This is a genomic window from Lysobacter sp. F60174L2, from assembly GCF_052547135.1.
In genome coordinates, this window is sequence record NZ_JBQWRA010000001.1 from 194,160 (window position 1) to 209,615 (window position 15,456).

The window sequence follows — 15,456 nt, forward strand, 5'->3', positions numbered from 1 at the left end:
CGCTTAGATCCAGGAAAGGGAAATGGCGAAAGTGAAAGATTCGTAGACGTTCTTCAGCGCGTTCAATAACGCCGGAATAGCGTCGGGAAAGGCGACCAGCACCAGCACCGCCAGCGCGGTTATGACGCTGTATTCGATCAGCGCCTGACCAAGCTGGGCGCGGCGCCGGGAAGGTGGCGTTATTGGAGGAGGTTTCCGCATGGCCGGTTTCACTCGTCTACCTGGTTGGCCATAACCATGGTTCCTTCGCCATTCGGGGCGCGGGTAAAGGTCAGGCTCAGGTGGGATCCGGGCTTGACGAAACGGGCCGCGCAACCGGCGCTGACCGCAAGGCATTCGCTGCCACCTTCATGCCGCCAGCCCTGTCCGGACAGACGCCGCAGGTAGAAGTCGTGGTTGAGTCCTGGCGACAGGGTGTTGTGCATGAGCACTGTCCGCGCTTCATTGGCGTCGAGATAGCGGATGTCGTTGACGACCTCGGTGTTGGCCGGCTTGGGCATGCCGTATCCCGGTGGGTGCCCGGCCGTCGGCGCGTCCATGTCGACGATGCCGACGTTGGCCTCCGTACCTCCGCCCGCCGATTGCAGGTCCACGGTGATGTAGTGGTCGCCGTCCCGGTGGCCGAGGATGCGCTTGCGCCCGAGCGTATTGCGCACCATCTCGTCGCCCCACTGTTCGTGGTAGAAGGCTTCGATCTGGTCGAGGGTGCGCGTACTGGTGAAGCGGCTGGCACGCATATGCACGCCGTTATAGACCATGTGACGTGAGACCCATTCGGCCTGGCTGCCCTCGGGCAGTGGCACGTCGGGCCAGTCAGCGGCAAAAGCGGGCGTGGCCAACAACAGCATCAGGCCAGTCAGGAAGGCACTAGTAGTTCCGGACATACGGCTCCAGCCGATCATGCGGCACGATGTCCGGCTCCCGATAGCCGATTTCCAGCCGCGTCGGGACCCCGATGAACGGAAAGCCCTCCAGGAAACTCAGCGAATCGACCACCTTGTCGAGCCCGTCGATGTAGCTGGTCGGTACCAGTGTGCGTACCTGCTCGTTGACGCTACGCGGATGGGGATTGCGACCATGGCCCGGGCCCTTGGCGTTCCATGCATCCACCAGCAGGGTATGGCTGGCGCTCATGCGAAGGTTGATGTTGTCAAACGGCGCGAGGTAGCGCGCCGGCGCACCGTTCTGGGTTCGCAAGTTCTGCGGGTCGACCGTGACAGTCGCCGTCACCAACCCATTCTTGTTGGGTGGGAATTCCCCCGGTAAGCCACGCAGTATGTTGCCTATGCGGTTGAGGAAACCCGGCGCGTTCTTGTCGGTGTAGGAGCGCAGGCGGATATCCGCGGCGGTCAGCAGGGGCTGGTTGGAGAAGGTGTTGAGAAACACATCACCGAGCCGGCCGTTCCGTGGCGGGCGGGGTGGGTTACTGCGTATTGGCGCATCGGCAGCTGCGAAGTGGCGGTTGATCAGGTCACTCTGGGTAGCCGCTCGTCCCGGCAACTTGTAGTCGGTGGCGACAGTCGCATCCCATGCCGCCGCTCGCGCGGCCTGAAGGTTGGCCTGGCGCAGATGGACGTACTTGGCCATTACCGGAATGAGCAGGAATAGCGGAACCAGCACCGCTGCCAGCACCGCAACTTCGGTCATGGCCTGACCACGCTGATTCGCGGACGTGGACGGCGCGTATCGCAACGGGTTCATGGCGATGCCTCCAGCGCTTCACCAGGCGGTTCCAGATCGGCGGCTTCGAAAGACGTACCCACAGTGAACCGGCGCACCGTCACCTTGCAGCCCATGCCCTCGGTCGGAGCTGTCTGCGCCAACACGATGGCGCTTTCATAGGTGGAAAGCGGTGCCGGTGAGCAACCTCGGGCATCGATCTCATCGCTGAACCCCCATTGACGTCCGCCCGACCAGAGGCAGACGGTGGCGCCATCGGGTGCGGTCCATCGCGCGCACGGCTGGCCGGCTACTGTCATCTTTACCGGCCCGCTGTACCCGAGCGTCTCCATCACTTGATCGCTGTCGACATGTTCCGAAATGCGTTGCAAGCGGTCGGCGTCGGTCGGCCCGCGCGTGGTCTCGCCGGTTTCCAGATCGGTTTCGATAGTGGCGTCCGGCCCGATTCGGGAATGCAGACCAGCGGACACCAACTGGAACGTACAGCGCTGCGATTCAACGCCCTTCATGAGGTAATTCCAGGATTGCCGGCTCAGCACTTGCACTTCGTCGGAGAAGAACAACTGCACGTGCGCTGTTCCCAGTCGCTCGGCCTGCTGCGGCGATAGCGGCGTAGTGGGAAACCCGGCGTCTTGGCAATGCTGCAACGCTTGTTCGTAAGCATCACGGCGGACATTGCGGCCAGCCATCAGCGGCTCTTCGAGCAGATCGACGTGGATCGGGGGCATCGGCTCGTTCGCCTCGTCGGCATCCGCAGCTTCCTGCTGACTTGCCCCGGCCGATGAAACACTCGCTGCGCCGTCGTCGCCGTCCTCCTCGGGCGCACAAGCCGACAGCACAGCTGACATGGCCAGCGTCAACACCGCGGGTGCAGTCCAACTCAACCTCATGGCGCCACCACGCCGCCGATTCCCAACGCCGTCCGTGCGGCAAGTGGCGTCTCCACCAGTCGTACCTGCCAGTAAGGGCTGAACAGGCTGCCGGATTCGCGATGACGATCAGTTTTTCCGCGGATCACGCGCGGGAACAGCGAATTGGGGCGATTGAAATAGATCTGAGCCGACGACATCGCGGCCATGCGGTTCTTCTGGGTCTGCTCTTTGAGTTCCATCCGTCCGGCACCCAGCCCAACCCTGTGCGCAGTACGCAGGTCCGCATTGTCCAGCTCGACTTCGACGGTAAAGGTCGGCCCGGCGTCCTCACCCTCCGGCTCCCGGCCGTAGCGATGGCCGGATCGATCGGCTACGTCGTGGTAGTCGCTTAGACCGTGATAGCCGCGGAAGTAGGCACCGCGTCTTTGTCCATTGGCAGCACGCACATTGGGGTCGCGCTGAGCCTTCCTGCCACGCCGCTGGCCAATGCCGTTATAGGCCGCGTAGGTACGGCGGTCGTAGTCGGAATACCAGCCAGAACCGTTGTTGCGACCGCTCCGGATACCCGGGTAAAAGTTCTTGGTGCCGCTCGGCAGCGCCTGGGCACCGCCGTTGCCGAACGCACCCTTGAATACACCGAAGAACACTTCGCCATCCATGACGTCCAGCGCCGCCCACCGATTGTAGTCGACCATATCGGTGCCGCCCTTGGCTTCCCAGCCGAACAGGAAAAGGTTCAGCTCGTCGCTGCGATCGCGACTGAACTCGTCGCGCGACTCCATCACCACGTTGCGGTAGCGATCGCCGCCTCGACTGCGTTTACCGGCCCGGACGTTGTGTGCCTGCAGGAATTTGTCCTTGGCAAACACGTACTGGCTGGACAACAGCACCCAGGACGCCGGGCTGACCCGGGCCTTCGGGCTATTGGCCTCGACCACATCCTGGATCACCATCCCGGCTTCGGCCCCGCCGGCAGCCTCGATCATTAGCCGGCTCGCATCAGCAAAAACCTGGTTGAAGCCGTCCAGGATCGGTATGCCGGCGCTGGCGGCGACGTGGAATGCACGCCGGGCCACCCGCATCCCTTGATCGATCGCCTTGAATATCTGCACCGCAGCCTTGAACGCCGCGCCCACGTAAGGGATCGCCTGACCCCAACGCAACACCTTCCACAACGTTATCGTCGAGTCATTGGTCTGGTTGAGCCAGGAGTACATGCTGACCATCTGCGCAATCGCCACTTCGTTGGCGACTCGCCCACGATTCATATAGGCGGCAAAGTTCCATGTCCTTGCCTGCTGTACCGCGACGCTATAGGCGGCGGCGTCGGCGCTGTTGGTCAGCTGGATCTTCTTGGTCACCGTCTGGCCGGTGTTGAACAGCAATATCGCGCCTACGCACAGGACCATCAGGAACACGAGGCCCAGGATCAGGGCCTGGCCCCTGCCGTAGCGTCGCGCGCCCCTCGGAGCGCGAAGGATTGATGGGGTGTCCATTGGCATTCACACGCTCCCCTGACCGCTGCGCTCGCGACGGGTAATGGAATGGGTGGAGACTGCGGGCAGAAGCGCGACGAGCCGCTGCCGGGAGGACGGGCGGGGCGTCCCCGAGGAGCCCCGACGCCGAGAGTTGCCTACTTGTTGTTGTAAGCGTCCATTCCCTTGGTTTTTTTGGCTTCGTTGGCGGACTGGTTGGCCGTGTTCTTTGCGTCGCCGATCTGCGGCGTGGCGCTCTGGCCGGAAAGCTCCTTCGCCATGCCGGACATCTGGTTGCGTACGGTCCCGCCAAACAATGTCACGACGGCGATGGCCGCAATCGCAATCAGAGCCGTGATGATGATGTACTCGGTCATGCCCTGACCGCGCTGACGACGACCGCCAATACGACGTTGGATCTGCATGGGCTATCCCTCTCTGTGGAAGATGGTGACTCTCACCGTCATTCTTGACTGGTGATGGTGACGAAAAAGTGACAAATTTTGTCGTTTATCGTCGCCCGACGGCAGCGAACCACTTCAATCAGACGAGGTCAACCACCCTTGAGGCATTAGCGTGACCCACATCACACAACCAGCCCCAACTAAATGCCGGCTGTCAGCGCGCCGAGCGTTCAGCCACGGCTGAACGCGTCCCGGGTCAACTCGCAGGTGCGCGCATCCGGCGCTCCACCGGCCATGTCGGCTTGCCCGGTCTTCACGCCTTGAGCGAAGGCGGCATCAAAGCCGGTGCCATCGCCCATCGCTTCGACCTTGCCCCGGGCCTTGGCCTTGTAGCTGTCCAGTTCGGCTTGCTCGAATCCGCAGGCCTCGCCACCGGCATAGATGGAGCCGGCAACGAACGCCCAGCTGCCAGCCATGGCGCCGGCCGTCGGCGCGGAAACCTCGGCCGGTGTGGTGGGGGCGGCAGGGTCAGGGGTGGTCGATGACGGCTCGGCGTTCATCGCAGTGGCGACGTCGGTGGTTTGGGACACCTCAGCTTCTGGTTGGCCATTGCTGCAGGCAGCCAAGCCGGCCAGTGCGATCGCGGCGGTCAGTATGGAAACTCGGAATGGGGACATCTGAACTCCTCGGTTCTTGAAGGGCGGCCAGCTGGCCGCGATAGCGGTTGCGACACCATGGTCCACGCCAGGCATCACGGCAACGACGTGGTTGGCAGAACCACTGCCGTTGGCTCTCTGCATTAATTGACGGATCAGCTCGCCTTCACCAACTCGACGCGACGGTTCCTCGCCTTGCCTTCCTCACTGCCGTTGTCGGCGACCGGCTGATCCTGGCCGAAGCCCTTCGAATCCAGTCGGTCGGCTTTGATGCCCCGGGCGACCAGCATCGCGACCACCGATGCGGCGCGCGCTTCCGACAGCTGCTGGTTTTGGTCGGCGTGACCCGTGTTGTCGGTATGCCCGTTGACTGACAGCTCCAGCGCCGGGTCATCCTTCAGCAACTGAACCACCTGTTCGATCTGCGGCCTGGAGTCGGGCAGGATCTCGGCCTTGTCGGTCGCGAAGTTGACCTGCAGCGCAACCTTGCCAGCGGTATCGAGCTGCTGCTTGAGCTCGCTGGCTGGCAGCAGTTTTGCAGTCGGCGCAAAGGCCTGGGTCTCGGCGATGATCCAGCCACCGAAAATATTGTTGGTCGACAGGTGCACCCAGATATCGCGGTCGGTCCGGCGAATCAGATAGGTGCTGGCCTGGTCGTTGTAGACATCGCCTTTGCCATCGACGTAGCGGACGGCCACGTCGTCCTGTTCGTACTGCTCGGTCATCGCGGCGGGAATCCGCCCTTCGGCAACCTTCCTGCCGCCGGCGGCTGCCACCATCGATTCGACATTGCGACGCAACGCAAGCGGCGAGAACTCCTGGTCGTCCACTCCCACGAAGCCGGCCGAGTAGACCTTGCCTTCCACCCAGACCATCCGGTCGCCAACCCAGAACGGGAAGTGATCGAACTCGAGGGTCCGCTCCTCCGAGATCTCCAGCTCCGGCGGCAGCGCGAGATACGGAAATGCGCCCAAGGGCTCATCGGATAGCGGAACCGATTCGATATCGAATCGATCGACCTCGCCCGATACGCTTTCAATCGGCTCGGGTTCCGCGGGCAATGCCGCCGGCAAGTCGGTGGACCCGTTCGGCGGCGCCTCGGCGCCAGACGGGACCGGCGCGGCAACATCCGCGGACGGGGCGGGCGTGTCGCCCCCACACGCCACCAGGGCAAATGGCAGCAGGGTGATGATGGCAGCGCGGTACGCGCGGGCAGTGACATGACGATTCAAGTTGGCTGCCTCCTGGCGGCGATCGGGGGAACGCGCCTGCGCGGCGCGCACAAACCCTACCACCACCGATAGCGCACCCAAGGCGACCCACCGCACAACTCGCGATGGATCAGCTGCGCAATCCCACTCCCCGCCTGAGCAGCCACAACGCCAGCGCCGTGAGCACCACCACGAAGCCCAGCATCAACACGAACGCAACCCACAGCGGCACATCGCTGACCCCCAGCAGGCCGTAACGGAACGCGTTGACCATGTAGAAGATCGGGTTGGCGTGGGTCATCGCCTCGGCCCAGTCGGGCAGCAGCTTGACCGAATAGAACACGCCGCCCAGATAGGTCAGCGGGGTCAGGATAAAGGTCGGGACGATGGTGACGTCGTCGAACTTCTTCGCGTAGACGGCGTTGATGAAGCCGGCCAGGGCGAAGATCACCGCGCCCAGCAGCACCGTCGCCAGGGTCACCCACGGGTGCGGCATGCGCACGTCGGTGAACAGCGAGGCGATCGCCAGCACGATCACGCCGACCGCCAGCCCGCGCGCGACCGCGCCGGCGACGTAGCCGCCCAGGATCACCCAGTTCGGCATCGGGCTGACCAGCAGCTCCTCGACATGGCGGCCGAACTTGGCGCCGAAGAACGACGAGGAGATGTTGCCGTAGCTGTTCTGGATGATGCTCATCATCACCAGCCCGGGGACGATGAAGTCCATGTAGGAGATGCCGTCCATGGTCCCGATCCGCGAGCCGATCAGGCCGCCGAAGATCAGGAAGTACAGGGTCATCGTGATCGCCGGCGGCACCAGGGTCTGGGCCCAGATGCGCAGGATGCGGTGGATCTCGCGGCGGGCGACGGTGCCCAGCGCGACGAGGTTGGCGTGCATGGGGTCGGGCTGGCTCATCGGCTTTGTTCCGGCGCGCTGTCGGCGACTTGGTCGGGGGCGGAATCGCCGGCGGCGACCATCCGCACGAACAGCTCCTCCAGCCGGTTGGACTTGGTCCGCATCGAGCGCACCCGGATGCCGGCGTCGCCGAGCGCGGCGAACACCCGGTTGAGGTCCATCGCCCGCGGCATCTCGATGTCGAGGGTGTGGTCGTCGCGCGCGAGCACGGTGGTGCCGTCGATCTGCGGCAGCGCCGGCGGCAGCGCGCCGTCGATGTCGAGCACGAAGCCCTCGACGTCGAGCTTCGCCAGCAGCGTGCGCATCGGCCCGGCGGCGACGATCCGGCCGCGGTCGATGATCGCCAGGTTGCGGCACAGGTACTCGGCTTCCTCGAGGTAATGCGTGGTCAGGATGATGGTGGTGCCCGCGGCGTTGATCTCGCGCAGGGTCTCCCACATGCCGCGGCGGATCTCGATGTCGACCCCGGCGGTCGGCTCGTCGAGGATCAGCAGGCGCGGCCGGGTCATCATCGCGCGGGCGATCATCAACCGGCGCTTCATGCCGCCCGACAGGGTGCGGCTCATCATCCGCGCCTTGTCCCACAGCTGCGCGCGCTTGAGCTCCTGCTCGGCGCGGACCAGCGCCTCCTTGCGGTCGATGCCGTAGAAGCCGGCGTAGTTGACCAGAATGTCGAGCGGCTGCTCGAACATGTTGAAGTTGATCTCCTGCGGCACCAGCCCGATCAACCGCATCGCCGCGCTGCGTTCGGCCTGCAGGTCGGTGCCATAGATGCTGACCGCACCGGAACTGAGGTTGACCAGCGAGCTGATGATGCCGATCAGGGTGCTCTTGCCGGCGCCGTTGGGCCCGAGCAGGGCGAAGAAATCGCCTTCGGCGACGTCCAGCGAGACGCCCTTGAGCGCTTCGACGCCCTGCTTGCCGGAACCGGCATCGTAGGTCTTGCGCAACTCATGGACGGAGAGTGCGGGGACCGCCCCGTCCGGCGCGGCGACGGCGGTCGCCTGGGTCTGGGTCATCGGGTTGCAGGCCTTTGTGGGCAGGCCCGGCGGACCGGGCCGTCGTGGTACGGGAATGGCGCGTGCCGCGGACGTGGGCCGCGGGCGATCCCGGTAGTATAGGCGGCCCGGCAAGCACGGCCGGGCGACGCAGCGTTCCAGCAAGCACCGGCGCTGCACCGGTACGTCCTCCGGGTCGCCCCGACGCCTCCTCCCGCTCCCCCAGGATCCAACGCGTGGCAATCCAGCACTTCCCGCTCAAACTCGTCTCCCGCCGCATGCTCGCCCCGAGCGTCGGCCATTACGTGTTCGTGCGCGACGACGGCCAGCCGCTGGACTTCATCCCGGGGCAGTTCATCCAGGTCCATTTCGAGTACGCCGACGGCACCGCGACCAAGCGCAGCTACTCGCTCGCCACCATCCACGACCATGCGATCGGCCCCGGCGAGGCGGTCGAGATCGCGGTCAGCTACGTGCCCGGCGGCGCGGCGACGGCGCTGTTCGAGGGCCTGGATGTCGGCGGCACGGTCGATGCCAGCGGTCCGTTCGGGCGCTTCTGCCTGTTGCCGACCGACGCCAACGCGCGCTACCTGCTGATCGGCACCGGCACCGGGGTGACGCCGTACCGGGCGATGCTGCCGCTGATCGAGCAGGCGATCGCCGAGCGCGGCATCCAGGTGGTGCTGCTGTTCGGCGCGCGCACCCCGGACGAGTTGCTGTACGGCGACGAGTTCCGCGCATTCGCGGACAGGCACCCGGACAACTTCCGCTTCGTGCCATGCTTTTCGCGCGAGCTGCCGGAGCCGGGCTCCGATGCCGCCCACGCCGACGTCCGCCATGGCTACGTGCAGCAGTTCCTGCCCGAGTTCGCGCCCGATGCGGCGACCGACATCGCCTACCTGTGCGGCAACCCGAACATGGTCGACGCCTGCTTCGAAGCGCTCAAGGAATCGGGGCTGGAGGTCAAGCAGATCCGCCGCGAGAAGTACGTCAGCAGCAAGTAGCCTGCCGGGCAGGCCACCGCCTGCCGTTTGTCACATTTTCCGCGCAGTCCCCGTCTGTCATCCTGCAAGGCGATCCGCCTTACGGACCCGAGGGGAAACATGCGCACCACCCGGATACTGCCCATCGCCGCCGGCGTCATCGCGGCGATCCTGCTGGCGGGCTGCAACGCCGACACCGCCACCGCCGCGGCCGACACCGCCAGCACCCGCCATTTCGGCGACATCGGCTTCGCGCCCTGCTCGCTGACCGGCCCTGCCGGCGGCACACCCACCGAAGCCCAGTGCGGCACGTTCGAGGTGCCCGAGAACCCGGCCGCGCCGGACGGCCGCATGATCGCGCTCAACATCGCCTGGCTGCCGGCCAATGACGGCAACAGCGTCGCCACCGCCGACCCGGTGTTCTTCCTCGCCGGCGGTCCCGGCCAGGCCGCGACCGAACACGCCGCGACGGTCGAGCGCACCCTGGAAGAGGTCGGCAAGAAGCGCGACATCATCCTGGTCGACCAGCGCGGCACCGGCCAGTCCAACCCGCTCGACTGCCGCGACGCCAGCGGCGCGCCGATGCAGCTGGACCCGTCGGACGCGCCCGACATCAAGCAGATGGTCGACTTCGCCCGCCGCTGTGCGCAGGGACTGGAAGGCCGCGCCGATCCGCGCTTCTACACCACCACCAACGCCGTGCGTGACCTCGACGCGGTGCGCGCGGCGCTCGGGGTCGAACAGCTCAACCTGCTCGGCGTGTCCTACGGGACCCGCGTTGCCCAGCAGTACGCGGCGACCTACCCGCAGCACACCCGCACGGTGGTGCTCGATGGCGTGGCGCCGAACTCGCTGGTGGTCGGTGGCGAGTTCGCCCGCACGCTGGAGGACGCGCTGGCGCTGCAGTCGGAGCAATGCCACGAGCTGCCCGCCTGCCGCGAACGCTTCCCGACCGACATGCGCGCGCAACTGCGCACGGTGATGACCTCGCTGGAGGCGGCGCCGGTCGAGGTCGACTACCGCGACTCGCGCACCGGCGAGTTGCGCCACGACACCGTCACCGCCGACGCGGTCGGCAGCCTCGCCTTCATGTTCTCGTACGTGCCGCAGACCGCCGCGCTGCTGCCGCTGATGATCGACGAGGCCGCCCATGGCCGCTACGCGCCGCTGATGTCGCTGGTGCAGATGAGTGGCGAGCAGATGCAGGGGCAGATGACCCGCGGCATGCAGTGGTCGGTGCTGTGCGCCGAGGACGCCGGCCGCTATGAACCCGGCGCCGAAGCCGCCGACACCCTCATCGGCGGCGAGATGGCCGAGGCGTTCTTCGCGCCGTGCTCGGTGTGGCCGAGCGGCGACGCGCCGCAGGGGTTCCACCAGCCATTCGCATCGGACCTGCCGGTGCTGCTGCTGTCGGGCGAGCTCGACCCGGTGACGCCGCCGCGCTATGGCGAACAAGTCGTCGCCAACCTGCCCAACGGCCGCCACCTGGTGCTGCAGGGCCAGGGCCACAACGTCTCGGCGACCGGCTGCATGCCGAAGCTGCTCGGCCAGTTCATCGAGGACGCCGACGCCGATGCGCTCGATACCGGCTGCCTCGACGCGCTGCGCTACGTGCCGCCGTTCGTGCACTTCAACGGGTGGGCGCCATGACCCTCTTCGCAAGGACCATCGCATGATTTCCGCTGACAACCTGCACAAGGCGTTCAAGACCAAGACCGGCACAGTCAAGGCGGTCGACGGCGTCCACTTCGATGCCGCCGACGGCCAGATCACCGGTCTGCTCGGCCCCAACGGCGCCGGCAAGACCACCACCCTGCGCATGCTCTACACGTTGATGACGCCGGACACCGGCAAGGTCGTGGTCGACGGCATCGACGCTGCCAGCGATCCGGCCGCGGTGCGTCGCGCGCTCGGCGTGCTGCCCGACGCACGCGGTGTCTACAAGCGGCTGACCGCGCGCGAGAACATTGCCTACTTCGGCCAGTTGCACGGCATGTCGGCCGAGCTGATCGCACAGCGCACCGCCGCGTTGTCGGCGGCGCTCGACATGGCCGACATCCTCGACCGCCAGACCGAAGGGTTCAGCCAGGGCCAGCGCACCAAGACCGCGATCGCGCGCGCGCTGGTGCACGACCCGCGCAACGTGATCCTCGACGAGCCGACCAACGGCCTCGACGTGATGACCACCCGCGCGATGCGCGGCTTCCTGCAGCAACTGAAATCAGAGGGCCGCTGCGTGATCTTCTCCAGCCACATCATGCAGGAGGTGGCGGCGCTCTGTGAACGCATCGTCATCATCGCCAAGGGCCAGGTGGTGGCCGCCGGCAGCGCCGACGAGCTGCGCGCGACGTTCGGCGAATCCAACCTGGAAGACGCCTTCGTCAAGGCGATCGGCAGCGACGAGGGACTGCACGCATGAAGTCGAAATCGATGGCCACGTTGTGGACGGTGTTGCGCAAGGAACTGCTCGACATCGGCCGCGACCACCGCACGTTGCTACTGGGCCTGATGATGGGCCCGCTGCTGATGCCGGTGCTGATCCTCGGCATGGGCGCGATCTCCGAGAACCGCAGCAAGACACAGTTGGAGGAGGTGCTGGAGGTACCCGTCGTCGGCGCCGAGCGTGCGCCGAACCTGCTGTCGTTCCTCGCCGCGTACGGGATCGACGCGGTCGAGCCGCCGGCCGACCTGGCCGCGGCGATCGCCGGCCAAGACGTCGACGTCGCATTGCGGATCGACAAGGACTTCGCCGCCGACTGGCGCGCCGGCCGCCCCGCCGGCATCGAGATCCTGCACGACAGCACCCGCCGCAACGCCGAGATCCCGGTCGCCCGGGTCCGCGCCGCGCTGGCGCTGTACCGCGAACAGGTCGGCGCACTGCGGCTGTACGCCCGCGGCATCGACGCCGCGGTCGGGCGGCCGGTCACCGCGGCCAGCCTCGACATGGCGACGCCGGAAGCCAAGCGCGGCATGCTGCTGGGGCTGCTGCTGCCCTACTTCCTGATCATGTCGGCGTTCCTCGGCGGCATGGCGCTGATCCTCGACGCCACCGCCGGCGAGCGCGAGCGGCAATCGCTGGAGCCGTTGCTGGCGACGCCGGCGCCGCGCGGCGCGATCGTCAGCGGCAAGCTCGCCGCGGCCTGCGTGCTGGGCATGGTCACGCTGCTGCTGACCCTGCTCGCGCTCAAGCTCAGCGCACTGGTCGGCACCGCGACGGCCGAGGCGATGGACGTGCGGCTCACCGCGATCGCCAACATGCTGCTGGTGCTGCTGCCAATGGTGTTCATCGGCAACGCGCTGCTGACCTACCTCGCCGCCGCGGCCAAGAGCATGAAGGAGGCGCAGAGCCACATGAGCTGGCTGGTGCTGCTGCCGATGCTGCCGACCATCGTGCTGATGGCCAACCCGATCAAGACGCAGCTGTGGCAGTTCGCGGTGCCGTTCCTGGCGCAGAACCAGTTGCTGCTGAAGATCATCCGGGCCGAACCGATCAGCCTGGAGATCTGGGCGGTCTACATCGCCGCGAGCTTCGGGCTGGCCGCGGTGCTGTGGTACGCGGCGGTGCGGCGCTACCACCAGGAGAAGCTGGCGATCTCCGGCTGACGGCGACGTCCGTGACTTTTCGCGAGGACCACACACGACAAACCCGGCAGATGCCGGGTTTGTCGTAACTGCTGGCGGGTACCGCCCGGCCGGTTTACCGGCCCGGGCTGAAGCCGATCGCGCGGCGGGTCGTGACCGGCTCGGAGATCGGCTGGAAGCGCCAGTTCTGGACCGCATCGAGCGCGGCACGGTCGAACACCCGGCCCGGATTCGAACGCACCACGCGCGCCGAGGTGACCGAACCGTCGGTTCCGACCGTGTACTCGACCAGCACCTCGCCGGACTGGCCGGCGCGCAGGGCTTCACGCGGGTACTGCGGACCCGGCATCGCCAAAGGCCGCAGGTCGGCGGCGGTCGGCTTCGCGGCCGCGGCGGCCGCGGCGGCGGCCCGTCGCTGCTCGGCAGCGGCGGCATCGGCAGCCGCCTTGTCGGCCGCTTCCTTCTCGGCGGCGGCCTGCGCCGCGGCATCCTTGTCGGCGGCTTCCCTTGCCGCCAGCTCACGCGCGGCCTGCTCCTGCTGGCGCTTCTGCTCGGCCAGGCGCTTGCGCTCGAGTTCGGCCTGCGCGGCGGCCTGCTCCTCGGCGGTCACGATCTGCTGCGCCGCGCGTTCGGCCGCGGCCTTCTGCTGGGTTTCGATGTTGGTGCGCAGGCGCGCCAGCGCCGGATGCTGCGGCTCGGCCTTCTCCAGCAGCGCCGCCAGGCGCTGGGCCTCGGCGAAGTCGCCGCGGTTGATGCTCTGCTCGGTGGCGATGACGGTCATCGGCAGCAGGTCGGTCAGTGCACTGGACACCGACGCATCGCCCGGCGACTTGTCGCGCAACGCGAGGTAGTACTCGACCGCGTTGTCCTCGGCGGGCGCGTACAGGCGGTTGTCGCCATAGGCCTTGCGGGCGGCCTCGCGCAGCTGCTCGGCGCTGAGCGCGTTGACCTTGTCGGACACCGCGTCCTCGGCGGCGATCACCGGAGCCTCGGCGGGCGCGACCGCGGTGGTCGACGCCGGCGCCGCGCCTTCGGGCGCCGCCTGGTCGTTGTTGCAAGCCGCCAGCACCAGGCCCATGGCCAGCACCAGCGACAATTTGGAAACAGCAGGCAACCGGCGCGATTGCCGGGCTTGTGAATTGACGATCATTGACGAACTCCCCTGAAGTGCTGCCTCGCAGGCGCACACGCACAAGGTCGCGAGAGCACGCGGCCCTTGTCAAGTTTCCGTGACGGCCGGCCGCCAAACGACGGCGACCGGACCATGTAAACGTGACTTGCATCACATTTCACTTGCCGATGCAGAAGCTCGAGAAAATGCGCCCCAGCAGGTCGTCGGGGTGGACCCGGCCGGTGATCTCGCCGAGCGCGTCGTGGGCCAGCCGCAATGCCTCGGCGGCCAGATCCAGCGCTTCGTGGCGCAGTTGCGCGCGCGCCTCGACCAGTTCCGCACGGGCACGGCCCAGCGCTTCGACATGGCGCGCGCGCGCGGTGAATGCCCCGTCCGTCGCTTCCGCGCCATCGCCCAGCGCGAGTGCCCGCAGTCGGCCGTGCAATTCGTCGAGCCCGGCGCCGGTCCGCGCCGAGACCGCGAGGTGCTGCCGGCTGCCGTCACCGGCCGGAAGCGGCGGTGGCTGTTCGAGCAAGTCGCTCTTGTTGTGCAGCCACAGTTGCCGCGGCACGTTGGCGATCGCCTGCATGACCGCCGCCGCGCCGGTGTCGGGATCGCGCGCATCGAGCACGACGATCGCGAGGTCGGCGCGCTGCAGCTCGGCTTCGGCGCGGCGCATGCCCTCGCGTTCGATCGCGTCGCCGCCCTCGCGCAGGCCGGCGGTATCGACCAGGCCGAGTTCGACGCCGTCGATCCGCACCACTTCGTGCAGCAGGTCGCGGGTGGTGCCGGCGATGTCGGTGACGATGGCGCGGTCGCTGCCGGCCAGCGCGTTGAGCAGTGAACTCTTGCCGGCGTTGGGCGGGCCGACGATGACCGCGTGCAGGCCGTCGCGCAGGCGCCGGCCGCGCTCGGCGGCGAGCAGCAGCTGGTCCAGGTCCCGTGCCAGCGCGTCGAGCCGTGCGCGCAACGGGCCACCGCCGAGGGTGTCGAGCGGTTCGTCGGCAAAGTCGATCGCGGCCTCGACGTGGATGCGGATCGCCAGCAGGCCATCGGCCAGCGCGTCGACCCGGCGCGAGAACTCGCCATCGAGCGCACGCCGGGCGGCACGGGCGGCGCGCAGGTCGCCGGCCGCGATCAGGTCGGCGACCGCCTCGGCCTGGGCCAGGTCGAGCCGGCCTTCGAGGAACGCGCGCTCACTGAACTCCCCCGGCCTGGCGTGTCGCGCGCCCAGCGAGACGCATCGCGCGAGCAGCGCCTGCAGCAGCGCCGGACCGCCATGCGCCTGCAGCTCGACCACGTCCTCGCCGGTGTAGCTGGCCGGACCCGCGAAATAGAGTGCGATGCCATCGTCGAGGGTGTCGCCATCGCCATCGCGGAAACGCACGTGGTGGGCATGCCGCGCGACCAGCCGCCGCCCGCAGATCGCACGCGCGATCTCCGTGGAGCGCACGCCGGACAGGCGCACGATCCCGACCCCGCCGGCGCCGGGCGCGGTGGCGATCGCTGCGATGGTGTCGCGCTGGGACATGGGATCAGCTTGTCGACTGCCGGGATCGGACGCAAAC

16 protein-coding genes are annotated in these 15,456 nt (G+C 67.2%); 4 read left to right on the plus strand and 12 right to left on the minus strand.

Annotated features, from left to right (window positions below):
* Window positions 1-3: 3 nt before the first annotated feature.
* From ACT9AS_RS00875 to ACT9AS_RS00920, 10 genes are all read right to left on the minus strand, one after another.
* Entirely contained in the window at window positions 4-213 is a 210-nt protein-coding gene (locus ACT9AS_RS00875) for a hypothetical protein (RefSeq protein WP_445098228.1), read from the minus strand.
* Window positions 210-848, minus strand: coding sequence for a hypothetical protein (locus ACT9AS_RS00880; RefSeq protein ID WP_445098229.1), 639 nt, complete (start codon window positions 846-848; stop codon window positions 210-212). The genes ACT9AS_RS00875 and ACT9AS_RS00880 overlap by 4 nt, the downstream gene beginning before the upstream one ends.
* Window positions 849-867: 19 nt before the next feature.
* Window positions 868-1,701 carry a TadE/TadG family type IV pilus assembly protein gene (locus ACT9AS_RS00885; protein ID WP_445098230.1) on the minus strand — a complete coding sequence of 278 codons (834 nt, stop codon included), beginning with the start codon at window positions 1,699-1,701 and terminating at the stop codon, window positions 868-870.
* Entirely contained in the window at window positions 1,698-2,528 is an 831-nt protein-coding gene (locus ACT9AS_RS00890; RefSeq protein WP_445098231.1) for a hypothetical protein, read from the minus strand. The genes ACT9AS_RS00885 and ACT9AS_RS00890 overlap by 4 nt, the downstream gene beginning before the upstream one ends.
* A gap of 38 nt (window positions 2,529-2,566) precedes the next feature.
* Complete coding sequence (locus ACT9AS_RS00895) at window positions 2,567-4,054, minus strand: pilus assembly protein TadG-related protein (RefSeq protein ID WP_445098232.1); 1,488 nt, start codon at window positions 4,052-4,054, stop codon at window positions 2,567-2,569.
* Between the two features lie 131 nt (window positions 4,055-4,185).
* A complete protein-coding gene (locus ACT9AS_RS00900) occupies window positions 4,186-4,452 on the minus strand; it encodes a pilus assembly protein (protein WP_445098233.1) in 267 nt (88 codons plus the stop codon).
* A 209-nt stretch (window positions 4,453-4,661) separates the two neighbouring features.
* Complete coding sequence (locus ACT9AS_RS00905) at window positions 4,662-5,108, minus strand: hypothetical protein (RefSeq protein ID WP_445098234.1); 447 nt, start codon at window positions 5,106-5,108, stop codon at window positions 4,662-4,664.
* 134 nt (window positions 5,109-5,242) lie between these two features.
* Window positions 5,243-6,319, minus strand: a complete 1,077-nt coding sequence (locus tag ACT9AS_RS00910) for an OmpA family protein (RefSeq protein WP_445098235.1) — start codon at window positions 6,317-6,319, stop codon at window positions 5,243-5,245.
* Between the two features lie 109 nt (window positions 6,320-6,428).
* The gene (locus ACT9AS_RS00915; protein ID WP_445098236.1) at window positions 6,429-7,214 is read right to left on the minus strand and encodes an ABC transporter permease; all 786 of its coding nucleotides are present in this window, start codon (window positions 7,212-7,214) and stop codon (window positions 6,429-6,431) included.
* The gene (locus ACT9AS_RS00920; protein ID WP_445098237.1) at window positions 7,211-8,233 is read right to left on the minus strand and encodes an ATP-binding cassette domain-containing protein; all 1,023 of its coding nucleotides are present in this window, start codon (window positions 8,231-8,233) and stop codon (window positions 7,211-7,213) included. Before ACT9AS_RS00920 ends, ACT9AS_RS00915 begins: the two co-directional genes overlap by 4 nt.
* Before the next feature lie 215 nt (window positions 8,234-8,448).
* On the opposite strand from ACT9AS_RS00920, the gene ACT9AS_RS00925 reads away from it, so the two are divergent.
* The 4 genes from ACT9AS_RS00925 (at window position 8,449) to ACT9AS_RS00940 (ending at window position 12,798) form a co-directional block, all read left to right on the plus strand.
* A complete protein-coding gene (locus ACT9AS_RS00925) occupies window positions 8,449-9,216 on the plus strand; it encodes an FAD-binding oxidoreductase (protein WP_445098238.1) in 768 nt (255 codons plus the stop codon).
* A gap of 99 nt (window positions 9,217-9,315) precedes the next feature.
* The gene (locus ACT9AS_RS00930; protein ID WP_445098239.1) at window positions 9,316-10,845 is read left to right on the plus strand and encodes an alpha/beta fold hydrolase; all 1,530 of its coding nucleotides are present in this window, start codon (window positions 9,316-9,318) and stop codon (window positions 10,843-10,845) included.
* Between the two features lie 22 nt (window positions 10,846-10,867).
* Entirely contained in the window at window positions 10,868-11,614 is a 747-nt protein-coding gene (locus tag ACT9AS_RS00935; RefSeq protein ID WP_445098240.1) for an ATP-binding cassette domain-containing protein, read from the plus strand.
* Window positions 11,611-12,798 carry an ABC transporter permease subunit gene (locus ACT9AS_RS00940; RefSeq protein ID WP_445098241.1) on the plus strand — a complete coding sequence of 396 codons (1,188 nt, stop codon included), beginning with the start codon at window positions 11,611-11,613 and terminating at the stop codon, window positions 12,796-12,798. Before ACT9AS_RS00935 ends, ACT9AS_RS00940 begins: the two co-directional genes overlap by 4 nt.
* Window positions 12,799-12,892: 94 nt before the next feature.
* Here ACT9AS_RS00940 and ACT9AS_RS00945 read toward each other — a convergent pair whose 3' ends face one another.
* Window positions 12,893-13,927 (minus strand): TonB family protein, encoded by a 1,035-nt coding sequence (locus ACT9AS_RS00945; protein WP_445098242.1) that lies wholly within the window; start codon window positions 13,925-13,927, stop codon window positions 12,893-12,895.
* A 139-nt stretch (window positions 13,928-14,066) separates the two neighbouring features.
* Window positions 14,067-15,419 carry a tRNA uridine-5-carboxymethylaminomethyl(34) synthesis GTPase MnmE gene (mnmE, locus tag ACT9AS_RS00950; protein WP_445098243.1) on the minus strand — a complete coding sequence of 451 codons (1,353 nt, stop codon included), beginning with the start codon at window positions 15,417-15,419 and terminating at the stop codon, window positions 14,067-14,069.
* Window positions 15,420-15,456: the final 37 nt, after the last annotated feature.